Below are 18,876 nucleotides of genomic sequence, written 5' to 3' on the forward strand. Positions count from 1 at the left end.
GCGGTCGACAGACCCGGCAGGGACTGTCCGACCCGGCAGGGATCGTCCGCATCCCCGCCGTCCGCGTGAGGACGAGCTCCTTGGAGACGCTCCGGGGCGGCTCGGCCTTCCCGGCCTGGGACGAGTCCGGGGACATGCGACGGAGCGCGACCGCGCTACAGCAGCCGGTCGAAGACCGCGGTCACGCCGTCCCAGTGGCTGGTCTGCGGGTTCTTGATGTCCGGGTACATGATTTTGAACGTGTCGGCGAGGGCGACGCTGAGACCGCCGATGATCTCGGGGTAGCGCTCTTCGGTCTCCTGGGTGGGTGTCCTGTCGAGGGGAGGATGCGCGGCGAGCTGTTCCAGGATCGGCTTCAGCTCGACCTCCTCGTCGAGCCGCCGGAACCGGTGGACGCTCTCCTGGAGGCCCTTGGTGATCGGCAGGTCCCACGGCTCGACGGTGTCCCGGCCGTTGGCCTTGGCCGATGCCTGGCCGACGACCAGGAGGTCGTAGAGCTTGGCGTCGACGAAGTCGCCATACCGCTTCAGGTCGTTCTTGTCCACGTCGAGGCCCGCGGCGGCGCGGAAGAACCTCTCGAACTTCGACACACCCATCACGGCCATGCCTCTCGCCTCCTCACCGGAAACCGGCCGGCGTCCTTCGCTCCCGCCGGCGTCGCCATCGGCTGTACCCGGTCGAGATTCGCAGAGCCCCCTGCTGACCGCCTCCGCACTCCAGGCCGAAAATCGGCGACCCCTCCTGCCCTGGCAGAGCAGCATGAGGTGGCATCACCCGGCCCCTCGACAAGCCGGCGCCCACCAGATCGGCCACCACCCCCGACGCCGAACGGGCCGACCGGAAACGCGACGGCGGGAAAGCCGACCGCGCCCACGGGCACGGCGCCCTGACGCCCGTCCGGCGGTGTCCCCTTTCCCGTGGCGGAGGCCGTCCGCACTCGTGCTCGGAGGTCCATGGAGCCGGCCGCTTTTCCGCCCGCCGGGAGCAGGCCGGAAGGGGCCCGCATGCGGAGCATGGAAACGGCCACTGGTGACGCGCACGGACCAGGACGCGAGTCGCAAAACTTCGGAGAGGGAACGGCACATGGACTACAAGACCTTCCTCGACACCATCACCCGGCGCGCCCCTGTCCCCCCGGAGAAGGCGGAGCCCCTCACCCGTGCCACCCTGGAAACCCTCGCCGAGCGGCTCACCAGGGGTGAGGCGGAGGACCTCGCGTCCGAACTGCCCAAGCAGCTGAAGGAACCGCTGGTCTCTCCCACTCCGGAGGCCGAGCCCTTCGGACTCGACGAGTTCATCCATCGGGTGAGCAGGCGAGCAGGGGTGAGCCCGGACGAGGCCCGCGAGGGCGTACGGGCGGAGCTGAGCACCCTGAGGGACGCGGTCAGTGACGGCGAGTTCCGCCACGTGATGTCCCAGCTGCCCCGGGACTTCGAGGCCGTCGTCGGCGCCCCGGGCCAGCAGGAGCCATGACCGTCCCGCCACACGGCGCGCAGACTCGGACTCGGCACGAAATCGCCGGAGGATCGCATGACACGGTCGACAGTTCCTTCAGCCGGCGCACCCGTGGACGTCGAAGGCGGGGCGCAGCGGCCGTTCTCCGAGCACGCGGCCATGGCCAGGGCGTATCCCGGCGGCCGGATGACCGTGGGCGCCATCACGCCCCTGGAGGGCTTCGACGGGCCCGTGCCGTCCCTGGCCGGGCACATCGAGCGGATCCAGCAGGCCGAGCGGGCCGGCTTCGCCTCGGTGTGGGTCCGTGACGTGCCGCTGCTGGACCCGGGTTTCGGGGACGCCGGGCAGGTCTTCGACCCGTGGGTGTACCTGGGGCAGCTCAGTGCCCGCACCACCTCGATCACCCTGGGGACCGCCAGCATCGTCATGCCGCTGCGGCATCCGTTGCACACGGCCAAGGCGGCCGCCACGGTGGACCGGCTGTCAGGGGGACGGCTCCTGCTCGGGGTGGCCACCGGTGACCGGCCCGTGGAGTTCCCGGCCTTCGGCCAGGACCTGGGCGACCGGGCCGAGAGGTTCCGGCAGTCGCTGGAGTACTTCCGTATCGTCCTCGAGCACCGTTTCCCGCAGGTGGAGTCGCCGCTCGGCCGGATGCGCGGCACCGATCTGCTGCCCAAGCCGGTGTATCGGCGGATCCCCGTACTGATGACGGGACGCGGCAGGCAGGACGTCCGGTGGATCGCCGAGAACACGGACGGCTGGCTCTACTACACCCCGCCACTCCAGCAGCAGGCCGAGAACATCGAGCGGTGGCGGGAGCTGACCCGGGGCGATGGCGGCGGGTTCAAGCCGTATGCGCAGGCCACTTATCTGGACCTGACCGAGGACCCGCTGGCCCTGCCCCGCCGCATCCACCAGGGCTTCTCGGTGGGCCGGGTGTCGTTCCTGGCGATGATGCGGGCCTGGCAGGACATCGGCATCGACCAGCTGATGATCAACTTCAAGCACAGCCGCCGTCCGGTCGCCGAAGTGATCGACGAACTGGCCGAACACGTGCTGCCGCACTTCCCGCCCGGGCGTCCCGGGGTGCGCGGGGAGCACCGGCGGCCCGTGGAGCGGACCGGGCGCTGACGAAGCACGTTCCCGGCGCCCCCTGTGTGACAGGGGGCGCGCTCAGTCCCGGACGGCCCCGGACGGCAGCTCCTGCGCGTAGTCGCACGTGCCCTCCGCCCGGAACTGCAGGGCCGCCCTGGTCACCTCCGCGCCGAGGCCGCGCAACTGGTCGGCGACCGCCTGGTCGGTGAGGCGTCCGTCGCCGTCGAAGAGCCTGGAGGACCGCGGGACCGCGAACACCAGCGGCACGGCCCAGCCGCGCAGCGACCGCACGATGAACTCCATCGCGTTGATCGCCTGCAGGCCCTGCACTCCACCGGCGGTCGTCAGCATCCCCACGGGTTTGTTGCTGAGGTAGGGCGGGTCGTGGTCGGCCAGGAGGGCGAGCCAGTCCACCGCGTTCTTGAACGCGCCGCTGACCGACCCGTGGTAGGTCGGGCTGCTCCACAGCAGGGCGTCGGCGGCCTGAACGGTGTCCGCAAGCCGGCGGGCGGACGCGGGGATCCCGTGCTCGGACGTGTAGAAGGGAAGAGCCAGCCGCTTGAGGTCGATCACCAGGGTGCCGGCGCCCGCGTCGGCCGCCCCTTCGACCGCCACACACAGTGCGGTGAGGCTGGTCGACGGTGTGCGCAGCGAGCCTCCCATTCCGACGACGAGCGGCCGCGTCATGCTGTCAACTCCTTCAGAGCATCTCCAGGGGCGTGGGCCCGCCGGGCGGCGGGAACGCCTCGTCGAGGGCGGCGAGCGCCTCGGGGGGAAGGCGGAGGTCCACTGCGCCGCGGTTCTCCCGAACGTGGTCGGGTGATCCGGAGCGCGGGATCGCGGCCACCTCCTGTTCCAGCACCCAGGCGAGTGCCACCTGGGCCGGCGTCGCTCCGAGGGCCCGGGCCACGGCATCCAGTGCCTCGGCCTCCAGGATCCGGCCCTGCTCGACCGGGGAGTAGGCCATGACCGTCACCCCGGCCTGGCGGCACCAGGGGAGCAGATCCCACTCGATGCCGCGCCGGGAGAGGTTGTACAGCACCTGGTCGACGGCTGCGGCGTCGCCACCGGGGAGGGTGGCCAACTCGGCCATGTCGGCGACGTCCAGATTGCTCACCCCCCAGTGACGGATCTTCCCCGCCTCCATCAGGTCGGTGAATCCCGCAAGGGTCTCCTCGAGCGGCCACCGTCCCCGCCAGTGCAGCAGGTACAGGTCCAGCCGTTCCGTACGGAGCCGCCGCAGGCTGTCCTCGCAGGCGGCGACGGTGCCCTTCCGGTCGGCGTGACCGGGCAGCACCTTGCTGACGAGGAAGACCTCCTCCCGGCGTCCCCGGATGGCCTCTGCGACGAGTTCCTCGGCCGCGCCGTCGCCGTACATCTCCGCCGTGTCGACGACGGTCATGCCCAGGTCCACGCCCAGCCGCAGCGCCGCGATCTCCTGTTCACGCCGGGCCGGGTCCTCCCCCAGGTACCAGGTGCCCTGCCCGAGCGCCGCGATCTCCTCACCGGAGGGGAGCGCGATCGTTCTGGCCGATGCTGCAGACATCTCGGGCCTCCTGTCCACCGCGGGTCCGCGTCACGCGCACCGGGTGCCCAGGTCCACGCCTCCCAGACAACCGGTGTGAGACGCGCCGGAGGGAGGTCAGGAGGGGCGAGCGGACTGCGCCGAGAGCTCGCCGGGACCGGGTGCGCGATCCCGCAACGCGACGACCACCGACACAACGGCGCCGCAGGAGAGGACCGCCGCGAAGCCGATCATCGCGGTCTGCACGGCGAAGTGCCGCAGAGCGATGCTGAACAGGACGGAGGGCAGGCCCATGCCCAGGTACGCGATGACGAAGAACACGGCGAGGACTCCCGCGCGTGAGGCGGGCTCGGCCGCTGAACCGGCACGTTCGACTCCTCCCTTGAACAGCAGCCCGGAGCCGGCTCCCGAGAGGGACACGGCGACCAGGTAGAGCCAGAGCGCCGGGTGGTAGAGGGCGACGGCGCACAGGACCAGGCCGACCGGAAAGACCACTGCCCCCACGGTCAGGAGCCGGGGCAGTGGGAGGCGGCCCAGCACCAGCTGGGCGGCCGCCGCGGAACCGAACATGAGGAAGGCCGCCAGGCCGACCACGAGGTGCGAGTCGGTGTGCAGGGTGCCGTGGAGCACGCTCGCCCCGAGGGAGGAGATCAGGCCGAGGATCGCGAAGGCGAAGGCGCCCAGCGCGCCGGCCGCACCGAACGACCGCCGGCCGCCGGGGCGCAGGACGAACCTGTCGGGCGGTCCAGCCGCCGGCAGCTCCAGGTCCACGGTCTCCGGGGTGCACAGCACCAGCGCCAGGCACACTGCCATGGCGAGCGTGAAGATCGCCTGGGCGGTGATCAGGGGCGCGGGAAGCCACTCGGCGGCGGCTCCGGCGACCAGGGGCCCGGTGGCCAGGCCGCCGAGGTTGGCGGCGGTGGCCACGATGCCGGGCAGCACCGAACCCGTCCGTTCCGGACGGACCTCGTGATGCAGGTCGTGCAGGTACGTCGTGGCGGTCGAGGCCATCAGCCCCAGTCCGGCACCGTTCAGGATCCTGCCCGCGATCAGCCCCGGCAGGTCCCGCCACACGATCAGTACGACCGACGCGACGATGCCGACCAGCAGTGCCGGGACGATGATGCGCCGTCTGCCGAGCCGGTCCGACAGGTGTCCCAGCCCCAGGAAGGCGGCCGCTGCGCCCACGACCATCGAGGCGTACGCCACCGTGACCGTGGTCGCGCCGAAGTGGTCCCGGGCCTCGTACAGCGGCCACAGCGGGGTCGGCGCGGTGCCGAAGGCCATCAGCACGGTGAAGGCCACCGCCACGAACCAGAAGCCGGTGGTGTGCGAGGCACGGCGCCGGGCCGGGGCACGGGGCGGCAGGCCGGCGGGAGCGGGTGCTGGGATCCGGTGGGTCGGGGTCGTGGTCGGGGTCGGGTCGCCGGGAGCGTCGGCTGTGGGACGGCTCAGCGGCGTCGGAACGGCAGGCAGGGGTACCCCTCCTCGGGTGGCGGCGGATGACACTTTCCATCCTCCTCACCAGCCAGAATCAGTGCCAACGAATGTTTTTGCTGAGCTCCAGCAACACGAGTGATACTTCTCGTGTGGAGCTACGTCAGCTGGAGCACTTCATCGCGGTCGCCGAGGAGCTGAGTTTCACGCGTGCCGCCCGTCGGCTGCACGTGGTGCAGTCAGGGGTGTCCGCCGCGATCCGCTCACTGGAGCGCGAGCTCGGCTGCGCGCTGTTCGAGCGCACGTCGCAGCAGGTCCGGCTCACCGGGGCGGGCGCCGCGCTGCTGCCGGATGCCCGGGCCACCCTGAACGCCGCCCAGGCCGCCCAGGACGCCGTGCGCGCCGCACAGGACACGGTGCGCGGCACGGTGAACGTGGGCGCCATGGCCTCGGTCGAGGTGGTGGACCTGCCTGCGCTCCTCGGGCAGTTGCACGCGCGGCACCCGGCGATCGACGTCCGGCTGCGGCTGGCGACGGCCGGCTCGGCGGGACTGGCGCACGCGCTGCTCGGCGGGGACCTTGACGTGGCCTTCCTGTCGCTGCCCGAACGCAAGCCCGCCGGGATCGACGCGCGGGAGCTGGCCACCGTGCCGCTCGTCCTGGTGGTGAGCGCCGCCCATCCGCTCGCGCAGCGGGGAGAGGTGGCACTTGCGGACCTCGCGGGGGAGCCCTTCGTGGACTTCCCGCCGGGCTACGGCAACCGCGAGGTGGTCGACCGGGCGTTCGCGGCGGCCGGCGTCGTACGCCGGGTGGCACTGGAAGTGCCCGACATCGACATGGGGGCGGCACTGGTCCGGCACGGTCTGGGCATCGCCTTCCTGCCCGCGTTCGCCGTCGCCCGCACCCCCGGCCTGCACGTCCTGGACGTCGACGGCACCATGCTCCGCTGGAGCATGCATCTCGGCACGTCGTCGACCCGGCGGCCCAGCTCGGCTCTGCGAGCCCTGCTCGACCTGGTCGATCTCCACGTCATCGCCTTGTGACGCCCGGCCGCCCCCGGCGTCATTCGTCGTTGGTGTCCGGCCCTCCGCGTCCGTCTCGCTCCGGCCGCGACATCTGCCGCAGCATCCGCTGACGCTCACGCTGCCGTCGTCCATACGCGGCCTCGGACACCTTCTCGTCCCCTTCGAGGCCGGTGCCGAAGGCCCCGCCGACCATCGCGATGGCGGTGATGAACCACACCTTCGTGTGCGCCGCACGCCGTGCGCCTCACGCCCTCGCGGCCGCGAGGGACCTGCGGTCCGCGGGTGTCGCGCGCCGTGCCGTCCGTCCCCGGCGCACACGCGGCGTCCGGGCCGCTGCCGCCGTGGCGCGGTCGGCGTGCCGAGGGATCCGGGGTCACTCGGCGGATTCGACGGCCTGGGAGAAGTCCGATCCGAGTTGCGACATCAGGTCGTTGAACTCCTTCTCGCTGATCGCCTCCCGGAGCACGGCCAGTACGGTCCGCACACCCCGGTCGGCTTCCTCCTCCTTGAGCATGGTGCGTTCGGCAACGCGCCGCACGCTGTCGTCGTGGCCGAAGCGCTCGATGCGGTCCGTGGTTCCCCGGCGCACCGCCTCCGCGAGGCCCTCGGGGAGTTCGGTGATCAGGTCCCTGGCCTCCCCCGAACTCAGCCTGTGGGCCAGCGTCTCGAGCGTGGCCCAGGTCAGGTCCGCCGCCTCCTGCCGGCCCAGTCCGGTGCGCTCGGCGACGGTACGGACGAATTCCTGCTCATCCATGTGTGGTCCTCCTTCGCTGCTGTGTTGCGACGAACGACGCGGACCCCTTGCAAGCCTGTCACACCGACCTCGGCCGCGCCCGCGCACGGACGGCGGTGACCACCGCACCATGAGAGCGCCGGCGTAACCGAACTCGGGCGTCGACTCTGCGCATTCGACGTGAACCGGGCAGCCCGGATGCTCCTCCGCAGCCCGGCCACCCACTCCCGCTTCGACATGGGGTTCCAGCGAGGCGTCAGCGTGGCCCGCCCAGCACGATCCTCCACACTCGGGTCGCCACCTGGAGGTTCAGCCGGTCCTCGACGTTCGCGAGGTCGTTGCCACTGATGTCGCGGATGCGCTGGAGCCGGTAGCGAAGTGTGCTGCGGTGGATCGCGAGGGAGTCGGCGGTCTCGTCGTAGTTGCCCCCGCAGTCGAAGTACCGGGACAGGGTCTCCACCAAGGTCGCGTGGTGCCGGGAGTCGTAGTCGATGAGCTGCCCGAGCCACTCCTGTACGAATGTCTCCAGTTCCCGGTAATCGCTGCCGGGGCCCAGGATGCGGTAGAGGCCAAGCTCGTCGAAGAACGACGTGCCGTAGCGCTCGCGGCAGTGGCGGCGCACCTCCAGGGCGCGCTGCGCCTCCTCGTAACGGCGGGGGATGTCGTTCACGGAGACGCAGGGGGCGCTCACTCCGATCGTCCCGGACCGTGTACCGGTCTCGCGGGCGAGCTCCTCGTACAACGCGCGGGTGTGCGGCCTGTCGTCGGCGATCAGGACGACGTGGTCGGCACGTCGGGTCAGCAGCGAGCGCATGCCCACGGCAGTGGCCGCCCGGCTCACGGTCTGCGCGAAGAGATCGTCCGCGGTCCGGTTCGACCACTGCACAACGACGATGTAGTGGATGCGGTGCAGGTCGTGTCCGACTGCCTCGGACCGGGCGTAGGCGCTCGACTCGTCCGTCCCTGCCAGAAGGTCGTCGGTCAACTCGCGGTGCAGTCGCAGCTCCACCTCGGCCAGATCGCGCACGTGCGTCAGCTTCGCGGCGAGCGACGCGGCGGCCTGTTCCAGCGCGAGCACGGTGTGCGCGTCGGCCTCGTCCCCGGCATCGACCAGGGCCAGCACGCCCAGGATCTCGCCGTGCGAGCGGATCAGGGTGATCAGCCGGTCCTTTATCCGCACGGGCCCGGTCTGACGGGCGACGGCGTGCAGCATTTCGTCCCGGTGCACGGGGTTCGGTTCGGGATAGGGGGCGGGGCGGCTGGGGCCGGACCAGGACCTCAGCCGACCGAAGCGGTCCTCGACCAGCGCGGGAAGTCCGGTGAGCCTGTGCAGGGCTCGGGTGACGGCATCCTCCCCGCCACCCGAGGCGGCGACGTCGGCCATGACAGCGTGGACGGCTCGCTCGTAGCCCAGCTCAGCCATCACGGAGATCAGCTGCTGCTGGAGGACTGTGCGTTCCTCCCTCAGCCGGCGCAGCTCCCGCGCGTCCTCGCGTTGGCGGCGAAGTGCGAAGGCGGCGGACAGCGCGGCGGCGGTGTACCGGACGAGCATGGCGAGCAGGGATCGTTCGGCCGCGGTGGGCCGGGAGCGGGACGTGACCACGAGGTAGCCGTGGAGTCCCGCAGGTCCGCGTAGCCCCAGGGCCCAGCCCCAGCGCCTGCCGGGGAAGGCGACGTCACCGTCCTGCCCGGCCAGCTCCCGCACCCTCCGGCCCACGGCCGAGGCATGCGTCTGCCCGTTCCTCGGACTGGGGACCAGGTCGCCACCCACCTGGAGGTACCCGGCCTCGGCACTGTACGGCCCCGCGGCGGCTACGTGGTCCATGGCCAGACGCAGGATCTCGACTTCGTCCGGGGCGCCGGACAGGGCCCGGGAGAGCGCGACCAGATCGAGGAGGGCATGGTCGGCCGGGGTGCGGGCGGGCGGGTGGGGCTCTCCGCGCGCGGCCATGGGGCGCCGCCCGACGCTGCCCCGTGAAAGGCTGCCCTTCCGGGGGGAGGGGCGGCGGTGCAGGCTGTGCGCCCGACTGCTGACCATGGGATCACTCCGTCCCTCGACGCCTGCAGAGAACCGAGCGGCATGTCGCGTACCCCCTCAGGTCCGGCTTACCCGAGATGTGTGGATCCCTTTGAGGCCAGGCCCGCCTCGTTCCGCAGTCAGCTGGCTCACGTCGCCTCGGCCGGCCAAGGGGCAACTCCACCCGGCAGGCGGCGCTGTCACCGGTGCCCCGGGCGGTCGTGGGTCCGTCGGCGGACGAGCCGGACGGACCCGTCGCTGTCCACGGCGCCTCCGATCCGCAAGCCGTCGCAGGTACCGTGCATGCACTGCCCCAAGCGGTGGGCGAAGTCCCGGAAGCGCCGGTCACTTTCGGTCCTCTTCACCTTCCTCGGTAAAGGGACGCACCGCGTCCAGCAGGACCCTCAACGCAGCGGTGAGCGTCCCGACCTCGGCGGCGTTCGCCAGGACACGTCGGCGGCCTGAGCCGCAGCGCGCAAGGCGGCACGTTCGAGGAGCACGGATTCACCGGCGACTTCGAGCGCGTCCACCGCTGCGGTGTGCCCTCCGCCGGGGTACGCGCCGGACAGCAGACATACGCGGACATCGGGAATGCCGCCGCGCACCCGCACGGACTGCCGGACGGCAGGCGGGCCGGGAACCGGTGACAGTGCCGGAAAGTGCACCACTCTCACCCGCCCCCGGCGACGGTGTCATCGACTGGCGGCGCTAGGCGTCGTCGCCGCGCTCGCCCTCCGCCTGGGACGGCTCGCTCCGGAGGACGTCCGGGTGCTGTTCCGCTGCGGTACGCTCACTCGCCTCGTCCCGCTCGCCCTCGGCCTGCGAGGGTGTGCGCGCGTACCAGGCGTCGTCATCAGGGGACCGGGATTTCATGACGGGCCTCCTTCCGTCGCTTCGCTCACATCCATCCTCCCCTCTCAGGCCGTGACGCGGCGTCCGCGTCGTCAGCCGCCGACCGCGGCGCGCACCGCCTCCTCGATCGGGGTGGACCCGCTGATCAGCTCGAGGATGCGCCCGGCGGTCCTGGGCTCGTGGAGCAGGGCGGCGAGTACCGCAGCCACGTCGTCGCGAGGCACCTGGCCACGGTCCGTGTGCTCGGCGAGCCGGACGCGGCCGCTACCGGGGTCGTCGGTCAGCATCCCCGGGCGCAGAATCGTCCAGTCAAGTCCCGGGCGCGAGGCGATGTCGGCGTCCGCCTCGCCCTTGGCCTTCAAGTAGGCGGCGAACACCGGGTCCGTGCCGGGCGGCGGCGGGCTGTCCACGCCCATCGCGGAGATCACCAGGAAGCGGCGCACCCCGGCGCGCTCGGCCGCGTCGGCGAGGAGGACGGCCGCGTTCCGGTCGACCGTCTGCTTGCGGGTCGCGCCGCTGCCCGGTCCGGCGCCCGCGGCGAACAGTGCCGCGTCGGCGCCGCGGAGGTGGCCGGTCACCTCGTCCACCGAGGCGTGCTCCAGATCGCACACCACCGGTTCCGCGCCGTCCGCGCGCAGGTCGTCGGCGTGTTCCGGGTTGCGGATCAGCCCTGTGACGTGGTCGCCGCGCGCCGAGAGCAGCCGGGTCAGCCGGCGCGCGATCTTTCCGTGTCCACCCGCGATCACCATGCGCATGGGGATCATTCTCGCCACACGCCACCGCTCACGCCGGGCTGCGGGACTGCCGCGGCATGTCGGGTCCCGCGGTTGCCGTGCCGTCGGCGCACTCGCGCACTGCGCCGGTGCGCGAGACCACCGGGCCGGAGCGGTGCGGCCACCGGCCCGATCACGGGGGCCGTTCGCCAGTTTCCGCGGTCGCACCTCGGCCCGGTGTCATCGGGGCGCGGTGGTGTCCCGGGTGCTGCCCCGCCTCCCGAGCGCCGGAGCGGGAGAAAGAGTCTTCATCCCGCCTCCTGTCCTCGCAGACCGACCGCCGGCGCCACTTTTCGACCCGCTGGGCGCAGGCGGGGTGACCGGGCGAAGCGCCACTCTGGGGCCTGTCGGGACCGCTCGGCGGTCCGTCGGCGGGAAGGAGTGGCCATGACCGAGCAGGCCCGCAGGGCCGTTGCCACCTACTCCACGTACCAGGAAGCCGAACGCGCCGTCGATCACCTCGCCGACCAGGGCTTTCCCGTCCAGAAGGTCGCGATCATCGGTCGGGACATGCGCCTTGTCGAACAAGTGATCGGCCGAATGGGGTACGGCGACGCCGCCCTCCACGGCGCAGCCACCGGAGCGCTGCCCGGCGTGCTCGTCGGCTGGATCTTCGGGCTGCTGAACTGGCTGAATCCGGTCGTCTCCGGTCTGCTCCTCGCCCTGTACGGGCTGATCTTCGGAGCGGTCGTCGGTGCGCTGTTCGGCGTGCTGCTGCACGCGGCCCAGGGCGGCCGCCGGGACTTCGCGTCGGTCCGCTCGATCGAGCCCAGCCGGTACGACGTCGTGGCGGACGAGGACGTCGCCGATGAGGCCGTGCGGCTGGTCGCCGGGCTGGACAGCCGTCCCGGTACGAACACGGAGAGCGCCTCCTCCGGGGGCCGGCGCCCGCGCAGCCACCCCGCCCCCGGCTGAACGAGTTTCGAAGCCGGGCACACAGGGCCCGGAGGAAGAACGGTCGCCGACGGACGTCGACCGCCGCGGAAGGAGTTCCTCATGGCCAAGGCAGTGGGCATCGACCTGGGCACCACCAACTCGGTGATCGCCGTGTGGGAGGGCGGCGAGCCGTCCGTCGTGCCCAACAGCGAGGGCAACCGCACGACACCCTCCGTGGTGGCCTTCACCGACACCGGGGAACGTCTGGTGGGCCAGCTGGCCCGGCGCCAGGCGATCCTCAACCCCAAGGGCACCATCTACTCGGCCAAGCGGTTCATCGGCCGGCACTTCGACGAGGTCTCCGATGAGGCCAGGGCGGTGGCGTACGACGTCGTCGAGGGCGAGGGCGGGGCGGCCCGCTTCAAGGTGCGCGACAAGCTGTACGCGCCTGAGGAGATCAGCGCACAGGTGCTGCGCAAACTCGCCGACGACGCGTCCAAGCAGCTGGGGGAACGGGTCACGGAGGCGGTCATCACGGTGCCCGCCTACTTCAACGACGCCCAGCGCACCGCCACCAAGGACGCCGGACGGATCGCCGGTCTTGAGGTGCTGCGGATCATCAACGAGCCGACGGCGGCCGCCCTCGCGTACGGCATGGACAAGAAGGAGCACGAGACGGTCCTCGTCTTCGACCTGGGCGGCGGCACCTTCGACGTGAGCATCCTCGACGTCGGCGACGGCGTGGTGGAGGTGCGCTCCACCGCCGGTGACAGCCACCTGGGCGGCGACGACTTCGACCGGCGTCTGGTGGACTACCTCGCGGACGACTTCCAGAAGGAGAACGGCATCGACCTGCGCAAGGACCCGCAGGCGCTGCAACGGCTGTTCGAGGCGGCGGAGAAGGCCAAGACCGAGCTCAGTTCGGTGACGCAGACGCAGGTCAGCCTGCCGTTCATCACCGCCGACGCCTCGGGCCCCAAGCACCTCACCGACTCGATCATGCGGTCCACGTTCGAGCAGATCACCGGCGACCTGGTGGAGCGCTGCCTCGGACCGGTGGAGCAGGCGATGGCCGACGCGAAGGTCGGCGAGAGCGACATCGACGAGGTCATCCTCGTCGGCGGTTCCACCCGCATCCCCGCCGTCCAGGCTCTGGTCCGCCGGCTGACCGGCGGCAAGGAACCCAACATGAGCGTCAACCCCGACGAGGTCGTGGCCCTGGGCGCCGCGATCCAGGCCGGGGTGCTCAAGGGCGAGGTCAAGGACGTCCTGCTGCTCGATGTCACACCTCTGTCGCTGGGCGTGGAGACGCGCGGCGGAGTGATGACGAAGATCGTCGAGCGGAACACCACCATCCCGGTGCGCCGCAGCGAGACCTTCTCCACCGCCGAGGACAACCAGCCGGCCGTCGACGTGGTGGTCCTGCAGGGCGAGCGCGAGCGCGCCGCCGACAACCGGGCCCTGGGCCGGTTCCAGCTCACCGACATCCGGCAGGCGCCGCGGGGCGAACCACAGGTCGAGGTCACCTTCGACATCGACGCCAACGGCATCCTCGACGTCAAGGCCCGCGACCGGGACACCGGCAAGGAACAGGGCATCACCATCAGCGAGAGCTCCAACCTGGACCGCAGTGAGGTCGAACGCATGGTCCAGGAGGCCGAGCGCAACCAGGGCCAGGACCAGGCACTCCGGGAGGCCGTCGACGCCCGCAACGAACTCGACGCCGTCGCGTACCAGGTCGAGAAGCGTCTCGCCGAACTCGGCGACGCGGCGCCCGCGCACGAGAAGGCACGCGCCGAGATGCTCGTGTCCGACGCCCGGGCGGCGGTCAAGGACGAGGCGGGCGTGGAGCGCGTGCGGCCTCTGACCTCCGAACTCCAGCAGGTGCTCGCCGGGCTGGCGTCCCATCAGGGCGCCTCCGCCACGGGCGGCGGTCCCGGCCAGGACACCGGCACCGGTGGTCCCACGACCGACGGTGGCGGTGACGATGATGTCATCGACGCCGAGTTCGACAAGGGCTGAGGCGCGCCATGCCCACCCACCCTCAGGAACCCGACCGGGCCGCGTCGGATCCGGACGTGCGGGTCCCGGAAGGCGCCGGACCTCCTCCTCGCGAGGATCTGCCCCGACCGGGCCCGCCCCGGCCCGAGGCGGCGAACGGTGAACCGGGACCCGATGCCGCCGGCCCCACGCCTGCCGAGGACGAGTACACGACCGCGATCCGGGAACTGGAGGACCGCTGGCGGCGCGCACTCGCCGACCTCGACAACCTTCGCAAGCGTCACGCCAGGGAACTGGAGCGCGAACGGGCGGTCGAGCGGTCCCGCACGGCGGCCGCCTTCCTGCCCGTCCTCGACAACCTCGAACTCGCCCTCACCCACGCCGGCGCCGATCCCGGCGCGATCGTGGAGGGCGTCCGGGCCGTACGCGACCAGGCGGTGAACGTCCTCGAACTGCTCGGCTACCCGCGGCACGCGGAGACCGGCGTCCCCTTCGACCCGGCCCGGCACGAGGTGGTCGGCGTCGTCCAGGACCCCGACGCCCCACCGGGCACCGTCGTCGAGGTGCTGCGCCCCGGCTACGGTGACGGCGAACGGCAGCTCAGGCCCGCCGCCGTGACGGTCGCGAAGCGGGAGTGACCGGTCATGGCACGGGACTTCTACGAGGTGCTGGGCGTGTCGCGGACGGCGAGCCAGGACGAGATCCAGCAGGCATACCGGAAGCTCGCCCGCAAGTACCACCCCGACGTCAACAAGGACCCCGGGGCGGAGGAACGCTTCAAGGACCTCAACGAGGCATACAGCGTCCTGTCCGATCCCAAGACCCGAGCCCGCTACGACCGCTTCGGCGAGGACTTCCGCAAGATCCCCGAGGACTTCGACGAGCGGGTCGCGGCCGGAGCGGGCGGCGGCTTCCGCGGTCGGACCGCAGGCGGTGGCGGTCCTCGCGTCCGGTACGCCACCGGCTTCGGCGACGGCTTCGGGGACGGCTTCGGCGCGGAGGGCATCGACATCGAGGACCTGCTCGGCTCCATGTTCGGAGGCGGCGCCGCCCGAGGCGGCGTCCCCGGAGCGGACCAGGAGGCCGAACTGCCGCTCACCGTCGAGGAGGCGTACCGAGGCGGCCGTCGTACCGTCACCCTCGCCGGCCCCACCGGGCAGCCGCGGCGGTACGAGGTCGACGTGCCGCCGGGCGTCACCGACGGGCAGCGCATCCGGCTGGCGGGCGAGGGTGGCCGGGGCAGTGGTGACGCCGCCGCGGGTGACCTGTACCTGCGGGTACGTATCCAGCCCCACCCCCGGTTCCGGCTGGACGGCCGTGACGTGCACGTCCAGGTCCCGGTCGCCCCGTGGGAGGCGGCCCTGGGTGCGACCGTGCCGGTGCCGACGCCCGGCGGCGGCACGGCCAAGGTCACAGTGCCCGCGGGCTCGTCCAGCGGCCGGCGGCTGCGGCTGCGCGGCGAGGGCATGCCGAACCCGCGCGGCGCGAACGGCGACCTGTACGCCGAACTCCGCATCATGGTGCCTCCCGTCCTCAGCGACCGGGAGCGCGAACTGTTCGAGGAGCTCGCCGCCACTTCCTCGTTCGACCCCAGGAGGACGCGATGAACGACCGACCCGCAGGAGCGGGAGGCATCGGCCGGAGCGCCATGGGCGCCCGTCCGGTCCGAACGGGCGTCGACATCACCGCCTCGACGGCCGTCCGGTACGCCCTCGTGCCCGTCCCCAGGCTCTCCCTGGCCGCCGTGGCCCTTCGCTCGGGCCTCCACCCCGATCTGATCCGCCGGTTCGTCGCCCTCGGCCTGGTCGACGCCGAACGCGACTCCGCGGGGCGACTGGTGTTCGACCCCACGGCCCCGGCGGTTCTCGCCCGTATCCAGCGGCTGCGCACCGGACTCTGCCTCAACTACGCATCCATCGGCCTGGTGCTCGACCTGCTCGACCGCATCAGCCTGCTCGAAGCCGCCCTGCGCGGCCGCGGCACGAGGAGTGAAACACCCCCATGGACATGAACCGTCTCACCCAGAAGTCCCAGGAAGCCCTCCAGGAGGCCCAGAGCGCGGCCATCGGCATGGGGCACACCGAGGTCGACGGGGAACACCTGCTGCTCGCGCTCCTCGATCAGGAGGACGGCCTGATCCCACGGTTGCTGCAGCAGGCCGGCACCGAGCCCAAGGAGCTGCGCGCGGCCGTGCGCGAGGAACTCTCCCGTCGCCCGAAGGTCACCGGCCCCGGCGCGGCACCCGGCCAGGTCTTCGTCACCCAGCGCCTGTCGCGCCTGCTCGACGCCGCCGAGCGGGAGGCCAAACGCCTGAAGGACGAGTACGTGTCCGTGGAGCACCTCCTGCTCGCCCTGGCCGAGGAGGGCTCGGCGACCGCCGCCGGGCGCCTGCTCAAGGAGCACGGCGTGACCCGGGATTCGTTCCTGAGCGTCCTCACCCAGGTCCGCGGCAACCAGCGCGTCACCTCCGCCAACCCCGAAGTCGCCTACGAGGCTCTGGAGAAGTACGGCCGCGACCTGGTCCTGGAGGCCCGGTCCGGGCGGCTGGACCCGGTCATCGGCCGTGATGCGGAGATCCGCCGCGTCACCCAGATCCTCAGCCGCAAGACCAAGAACAACCCCGTCCTCATCGGCGATCCCGGCGTCGGCAAGACCGCCATCGTCGAGGGCCTGGCCCAGCGCATCGTGCGCGGCGACGTCCCCGAAGGCCTGCGCGACAAGACGGTGTTCGCCCTCGACATGGGCTCCCTGGTCGCCGGCGCCAAGTACCGCGGCGAGTTCGAGGAACGCCTCAAGGCCGTGCTGGCCGAGGTGAAGGCCGCCCAGGGGCGCATCCTGCTCTTCGTCGACGAACTCCACACCGTCGTCGGCGCGGGCGCCGCCGAAGGTGCCATGGACGCGGGCAACATGCTCAAGCCGATGCTCGCCCGCGGCGAACTCCACATGATCGGCGCCACCACCCTCGACGAGTACCGCAAGCACATCGAGAAGGACGCCGCCCTCGAACGCCGCTTCCAGCAGGTGCTGGTCGACGAGCCGAGCGTGGAGGACACCATCTCCATCCTGCGCGGACTGCGCGAACGCCTGGAGGTCTTCCACGGCGTGAAGATCCAGGACACCGCGCTGGTCTCCGCGGCCACCCTAAGCCACCGCTACATCACCGACCGGTTCCTGCCCGACAAGGCCATCGATCTCGTCGACGAGGCGTGCGCCCGGCTGCGTACCGAGATCGACTCGATGCCGGCCGAACTCGACGAGATCACCCGCCGCGTCACCCGCCTGGAGATCGAGGAGGCGGCCCTGTCCAAGGAGACCGACGCCGCCAGCAAGACCCGCCTGGAGGAACTGCGCAAGGAACTGGCCGACCTGCGCGGCGAGGCCGACGCCAAACGCGCCCAGTGGGAGGCCGAACGGCAGGCCATCCGCCGCGTGCAGGAGCTGCGCCAGGAACTGGAGCAGGTCCGCCTCGAGGCGGAGGAGGCCGAACGCGCCTACGACCTCAACCGCGCCGCCGAACTCCGCTACGGCCGCCTCCAGGACCTGGAGCGCCGGCTGAAGGCCGAGGAGGAGCAACTGGCCGCCAAACAAGGGCAGAACCGGCTGCTGCGCGAGGTCGTCACCGAGGAGGAGATCGCCGAGATCGTCGCCGCGTGGACCGGCATCCCCGTCGCCCGCCTCCAGGAGGGCGAACGCGAGAAGCTGCTGCGCCTCGACGAGATCCTGCGCGAGCGCGTCATCGGCCAGGACGAGGCCGTCAAACTCGTCGCCGACGCCATCATCCGCGCCCGCTCCGGCATCCGCGACCCGCGCCGCCCCATCGGCTCGTTCATCTTCCTCGGCCCCACCGGCGTCGGGAAGACCGAGCTGGCCAAGACCCTCGCGGCGGCCCTGTTCGACTCCGAGGAGAACATGGTCCGCCTCGACATGAGCGAGTACCAGGAGCGGCACACCGTCAGCCGGCTCATGGGCGCACCGCCCGGATACATCGGCTACGAGGAAGGCGGCCAGCTCACCGAGGCCGTGCGCCGCAAGCCGTACTCGGTCGTGCTGTTCGACGAGATCGAGAAGGCGCACACCGATGTCTTCAACACCCTGTTGCAGGTCCTCGACGACGGCCGCATCACCGACTCCCAGGGCCGCACCGTCGACTTCCGCAACACCGTGATCATCATGACGTCCAACATCGGCTCCGAGCACCTCCTCGACGGCGCCACCGCCGAGGGCGAGATCAAGCCGGACGCCCGCGCCCTGGTGATGGGCGAGCTGCGCGGGCACTTCCGCCCGGAGTTCCTCAACCGCGTCGACGACATCGTGCTGTTCAAGCCGCTCGGCGAGCGGCAGATCGAGCAGATCGTGGAGCTGCAGTTCGACGAACTGCGCCGCCGCCTCGCCGAACGCCGTATCACCGTCGAACTCACCGAAGCGGCCCGTGAGGTGATCGCGCACCAGGGCTACGACCCGGTCTACGGTGCCCGGCCGCTGCGCCGTTACATCTCCCACGAGGTCGAGACGATGGTCGGGCGGGCCCTGCTGCGCGGTGACGTCCAGGACGGCGCGACGGTCCGCGTCGACGCCGAACACGGAGAGCTGGTCGTCACCTACGACCGGCCCGAGGACGTGAAGGGAGCGCGGGCGGCATGAGCACGATGCAGGCGACGACCGTCAGTTGTCCCCATTGCGGGCGCACCAACCGGGTGCCCGTGGCCGCGGCGGGCCGTCCCAGGTGCGGCCACTGCAAGCAGCCCCTGCCGTGGATGGTGGACGCGGGCGACGACGACTTCACCGAGGTCGCCGAGCGGGCCGACGTCCCCGTCGTGGTCGACCTGTGGGCCACCTGGTGCGGCCCCTGCCGCATGGTCAGCCCCGCACTGGAGAAGGTCGCCACCGATCTCGCCGGCCGGATCAAACTCGTCAAGGTCGACATCGACAGGAACCCACGACTGTCGCAGCGCTTCGACGTCCAGGCCGTACCGACCCTGCTGATCCTCGACCAGGGCGAGACGGTCGCCCGGCAGACGGGGGCGGCGCCCGCCCCCGCTCTGCGCCAGTGGGTGGAACAGTCGATCACCACCAGGAAAGGGTGATCC

18 protein-coding genes are annotated in these 18,876 nt (G+C 71.6%); 10 read left to right on the forward strand and 8 right to left on the reverse strand.

The features are described 5' to 3' along the window. Positions 1–155 precede the first annotated feature (155 nt). On the reverse strand, positions 156–605 hold the full coding sequence (locus ACFY0K_RS22100; protein WP_390641255.1) for a DUF1931 family protein: 450 nt from the start codon (positions 603–605) through the stop codon (positions 156–158). Positions 606–1,083: 478 nt separating this feature from the next. Between ACFY0K_RS22100 and ACFY0K_RS22105 the strand changes: the two genes are divergently transcribed. Both ACFY0K_RS22105 and ACFY0K_RS22110 read left to right on the forward strand, forming a co-directional pair. Further along, on the forward strand, positions 1,084–1,473 hold the full coding sequence (locus ACFY0K_RS22105; RefSeq protein WP_390641256.1) for a DUF2267 domain-containing protein: 390 nt from the start codon (positions 1,084–1,086) through the stop codon (positions 1,471–1,473). Positions 1,474–1,530: 57 nt separating this feature from the next. Further along, positions 1,531–2,586, forward strand: coding sequence for an LLM class oxidoreductase (locus tag ACFY0K_RS22110; protein WP_390641257.1), 1,056 nt, complete (start codon positions 1,531–1,533; stop codon positions 2,584–2,586). Between the two features lie 42 nt (positions 2,587–2,628). Here the strand turns inward: ACFY0K_RS22110 and ACFY0K_RS22115 are convergent, their stop codons facing one another. The 3 genes from ACFY0K_RS22115 to ACFY0K_RS22125 all read right to left on the reverse strand — a co-directional run bounded on the left by ACFY0K_RS22115 (position 2,629) and on the right by ACFY0K_RS22125 (position 5,584). Beyond that, the gene (locus ACFY0K_RS22115) at positions 2,629–3,237 is read right to left on the reverse strand and encodes an NADPH-dependent FMN reductase (protein ID WP_382723926.1); all 609 of its coding nucleotides are present in this window, start codon (positions 3,235–3,237) and stop codon (positions 2,629–2,631) included. Positions 3,238–3,250: 13 nt separating this feature from the next. Continuing rightward, the gene (locus tag ACFY0K_RS22120) at positions 3,251–4,096 is read right to left on the reverse strand and encodes an aldo/keto reductase (RefSeq protein ID WP_390641258.1); all 846 of its coding nucleotides are present in this window, start codon (positions 4,094–4,096) and stop codon (positions 3,251–3,253) included. A gap of 96 nt (positions 4,097–4,192) precedes the next feature. Then, positions 4,193–5,584, reverse strand: a complete 1,392-nt coding sequence (locus tag ACFY0K_RS22125; protein ID WP_390641259.1) for an MFS transporter — start codon at positions 5,582–5,584, stop codon at positions 4,193–4,195. 80 nt (positions 5,585–5,664) lie between these two features. Between ACFY0K_RS22125 and ACFY0K_RS22130 the strand changes: the two genes are divergently transcribed. Then, on the forward strand, positions 5,665–6,555 hold the full coding sequence (locus ACFY0K_RS22130; RefSeq protein ID WP_390641260.1) for a LysR family transcriptional regulator: 891 nt from the start codon (positions 5,665–5,667) through the stop codon (positions 6,553–6,555). Positions 6,556–6,910: 355 nt separating this feature from the next. Here ACFY0K_RS22130 and ACFY0K_RS22135 read toward each other — a convergent pair whose 3' ends face one another. The 4 genes from ACFY0K_RS22135 to ACFY0K_RS22150 all read right to left on the reverse strand — a co-directional run bounded on the left by ACFY0K_RS22135 (position 6,911) and on the right by ACFY0K_RS22150 (position 10,894). Continuing rightward, the gene (locus ACFY0K_RS22135; protein ID WP_390641261.1) at positions 6,911–7,291 is read right to left on the reverse strand and encodes a DUF2267 domain-containing protein; all 381 of its coding nucleotides are present in this window, start codon (positions 7,289–7,291) and stop codon (positions 6,911–6,913) included. 235 nt (positions 7,292–7,526) lie between these two features. After that, entirely contained in the window at positions 7,527–9,221 is a 1,695-nt protein-coding gene (locus ACFY0K_RS22140; RefSeq protein ID WP_390641262.1) for a PucR family transcriptional regulator, read from the reverse strand. A 774-nt stretch (positions 9,222–9,995) separates the two neighbouring features. Continuing rightward, on the reverse strand, positions 9,996–10,160 hold the full coding sequence (locus ACFY0K_RS22145) for a hypothetical protein (protein ID WP_390641263.1): 165 nt from the start codon (positions 10,158–10,160) through the stop codon (positions 9,996–9,998). Between the two features lie 71 nt (positions 10,161–10,231). Further along, positions 10,232–10,894, reverse strand: a complete 663-nt coding sequence (locus ACFY0K_RS22150; RefSeq protein ID WP_390641264.1) for an SDR family oxidoreductase — start codon at positions 10,892–10,894, stop codon at positions 10,232–10,234. A 405-nt stretch (positions 10,895–11,299) separates the two neighbouring features. Between ACFY0K_RS22150 and ACFY0K_RS22155 the strand changes: the two genes are divergently transcribed. The 7 genes from ACFY0K_RS22155 to trxA all read left to right on the forward strand — a co-directional run bounded on the left by ACFY0K_RS22155 (position 11,300) and on the right by trxA (position 18,873). Then, positions 11,300–11,827: a general stress protein gene (locus ACFY0K_RS22155; protein ID WP_390641265.1), complete on the forward strand. Its 528-nt coding sequence runs from the start codon at positions 11,300–11,302 to the stop codon at positions 11,825–11,827. A gap of 81 nt (positions 11,828–11,908) precedes the next feature. Continuing rightward, complete coding sequence (gene dnaK, locus ACFY0K_RS22160; protein WP_390641266.1) at positions 11,909–13,810, forward strand: molecular chaperone DnaK; 1,902 nt, start codon at positions 11,909–11,911, stop codon at positions 13,808–13,810. A gap of 8 nt (positions 13,811–13,818) precedes the next feature. Beyond that, a complete protein-coding gene (gene grpE / locus ACFY0K_RS22165) occupies positions 13,819–14,427 on the forward strand; it encodes a nucleotide exchange factor GrpE (protein WP_046734395.1) in 609 nt (202 codons plus the stop codon). 6 nt (positions 14,428–14,433) lie between these two features. Next, positions 14,434–15,396 carry a DnaJ C-terminal domain-containing protein gene (locus ACFY0K_RS22170; RefSeq protein ID WP_388598596.1) on the forward strand — a complete coding sequence of 321 codons (963 nt, stop codon included), beginning with the start codon at positions 14,434–14,436 and terminating at the stop codon, positions 15,394–15,396. Next, a complete protein-coding gene (locus tag ACFY0K_RS22175) occupies positions 15,393–15,800 on the forward strand; it encodes a chaperone modulator CbpM (protein ID WP_388598595.1) in 408 nt (135 codons plus the stop codon). Before ACFY0K_RS22170 ends, ACFY0K_RS22175 begins: the two co-directional genes overlap by 4 nt. Next, a complete protein-coding gene (gene clpB / locus ACFY0K_RS22180) occupies positions 15,791–18,430 on the forward strand; it encodes an ATP-dependent chaperone ClpB (RefSeq protein ID WP_390641267.1) in 2,640 nt (879 codons plus the stop codon). The genes ACFY0K_RS22175 and clpB overlap by 10 nt, the downstream gene beginning before the upstream one ends. Next, the gene (gene trxA, locus ACFY0K_RS22185; protein ID WP_390641268.1) at positions 18,427–18,873 is read left to right on the forward strand and encodes a thioredoxin; all 447 of its coding nucleotides are present in this window, start codon (positions 18,427–18,429) and stop codon (positions 18,871–18,873) included. The genes clpB and trxA overlap by 4 nt, the downstream gene beginning before the upstream one ends. Positions 18,874–18,876 lie beyond the last annotated feature (3 nt).

Origin of the sequence: Streptomyces sp. NPDC001507 (genome assembly GCF_042894765.1) — a bacterium.
Classification (GTDB): Bacteria; Actinomycetota; Actinomycetes; order Streptomycetales; family Streptomycetaceae; genus Streptomyces.

Bases quoted from the DNA above. Each gene is read 5' to 3' on its own strand.
- ACFY0K_RS22105 (WP_390641256.1), top strand. From the start codon at position 1,084: ATGGACTACAAGACCTTCCTCGACACCATCACCCGGCGCGCCCCTGTC.
- ACFY0K_RS22110 (WP_390641257.1), top strand. From the start codon at position 1,531: ATGACACGGTCGACAGTTCCTTCAGCCGGCGCACCCGTGGACGTCGAA.
- ACFY0K_RS22135 (WP_390641261.1), bottom strand. From the start codon at position 7,291: ATGGATGAGCAGGAATTCGTCCGTACCGTCGCCGAGCGCACCGGACTG.
- dnaK (WP_390641266.1), top strand. From the start codon at position 11,909: ATGGCCAAGGCAGTGGGCATCGACCTGGGCACCACCAACTCGGTGATC.
- ACFY0K_RS22140 (WP_390641262.1), bottom strand. From the start codon at position 9,221: ATGGCCGCGCGCGGAGAGCCCCACCCGCCCGCCCGCACCCCGGCCGAC.
- ACFY0K_RS22100 (WP_390641255.1), bottom strand. From the start codon at position 605: ATGGCCGTGATGGGTGTGTCGAAGTTCGAGAGGTTCTTCCGCGCCGCC.
- ACFY0K_RS22120 (WP_390641258.1), bottom strand. From the start codon at position 4,096: ATGTCTGCAGCATCGGCCAGAACGATCGCGCTCCCCTCCGGTGAGGAG.
- ACFY0K_RS22150 (WP_390641264.1), bottom strand. From the start codon at position 10,894: ATGCGCATGGTGATCGCGGGTGGACACGGAAAGATCGCGCGCCGGCTG.
- clpB (WP_390641267.1), top strand. From the start codon at position 15,791: ATGGACATGAACCGTCTCACCCAGAAGTCCCAGGAAGCCCTCCAGGAG.
- ACFY0K_RS22115 (WP_382723926.1), bottom strand. From the start codon at position 3,237: ATGACGCGGCCGCTCGTCGTCGGAATGGGAGGCTCGCTGCGCACACCG.
- ACFY0K_RS22170 (WP_388598596.1), top strand. From the start codon at position 14,434: ATGGCACGGGACTTCTACGAGGTGCTGGGCGTGTCGCGGACGGCGAGC.
- ACFY0K_RS22155 (WP_390641265.1), top strand. From the start codon at position 11,300: ATGACCGAGCAGGCCCGCAGGGCCGTTGCCACCTACTCCACGTACCAG.
- ACFY0K_RS22175 (WP_388598595.1), top strand. From the start codon at position 15,393: ATGAACGACCGACCCGCAGGAGCGGGAGGCATCGGCCGGAGCGCCATG.
- ACFY0K_RS22145 (WP_390641263.1), bottom strand. From the start codon at position 10,160: ATGAAATCCCGGTCCCCTGATGACGACGCCTGGTACGCGCGCACACCC.
- trxA (WP_390641268.1), top strand. From the start codon at position 18,427: ATGAGCACGATGCAGGCGACGACCGTCAGTTGTCCCCATTGCGGGCGC.
- grpE (WP_046734395.1), top strand. From the start codon at position 13,819: ATGCCCACCCACCCTCAGGAACCCGACCGGGCCGCGTCGGATCCGGAC.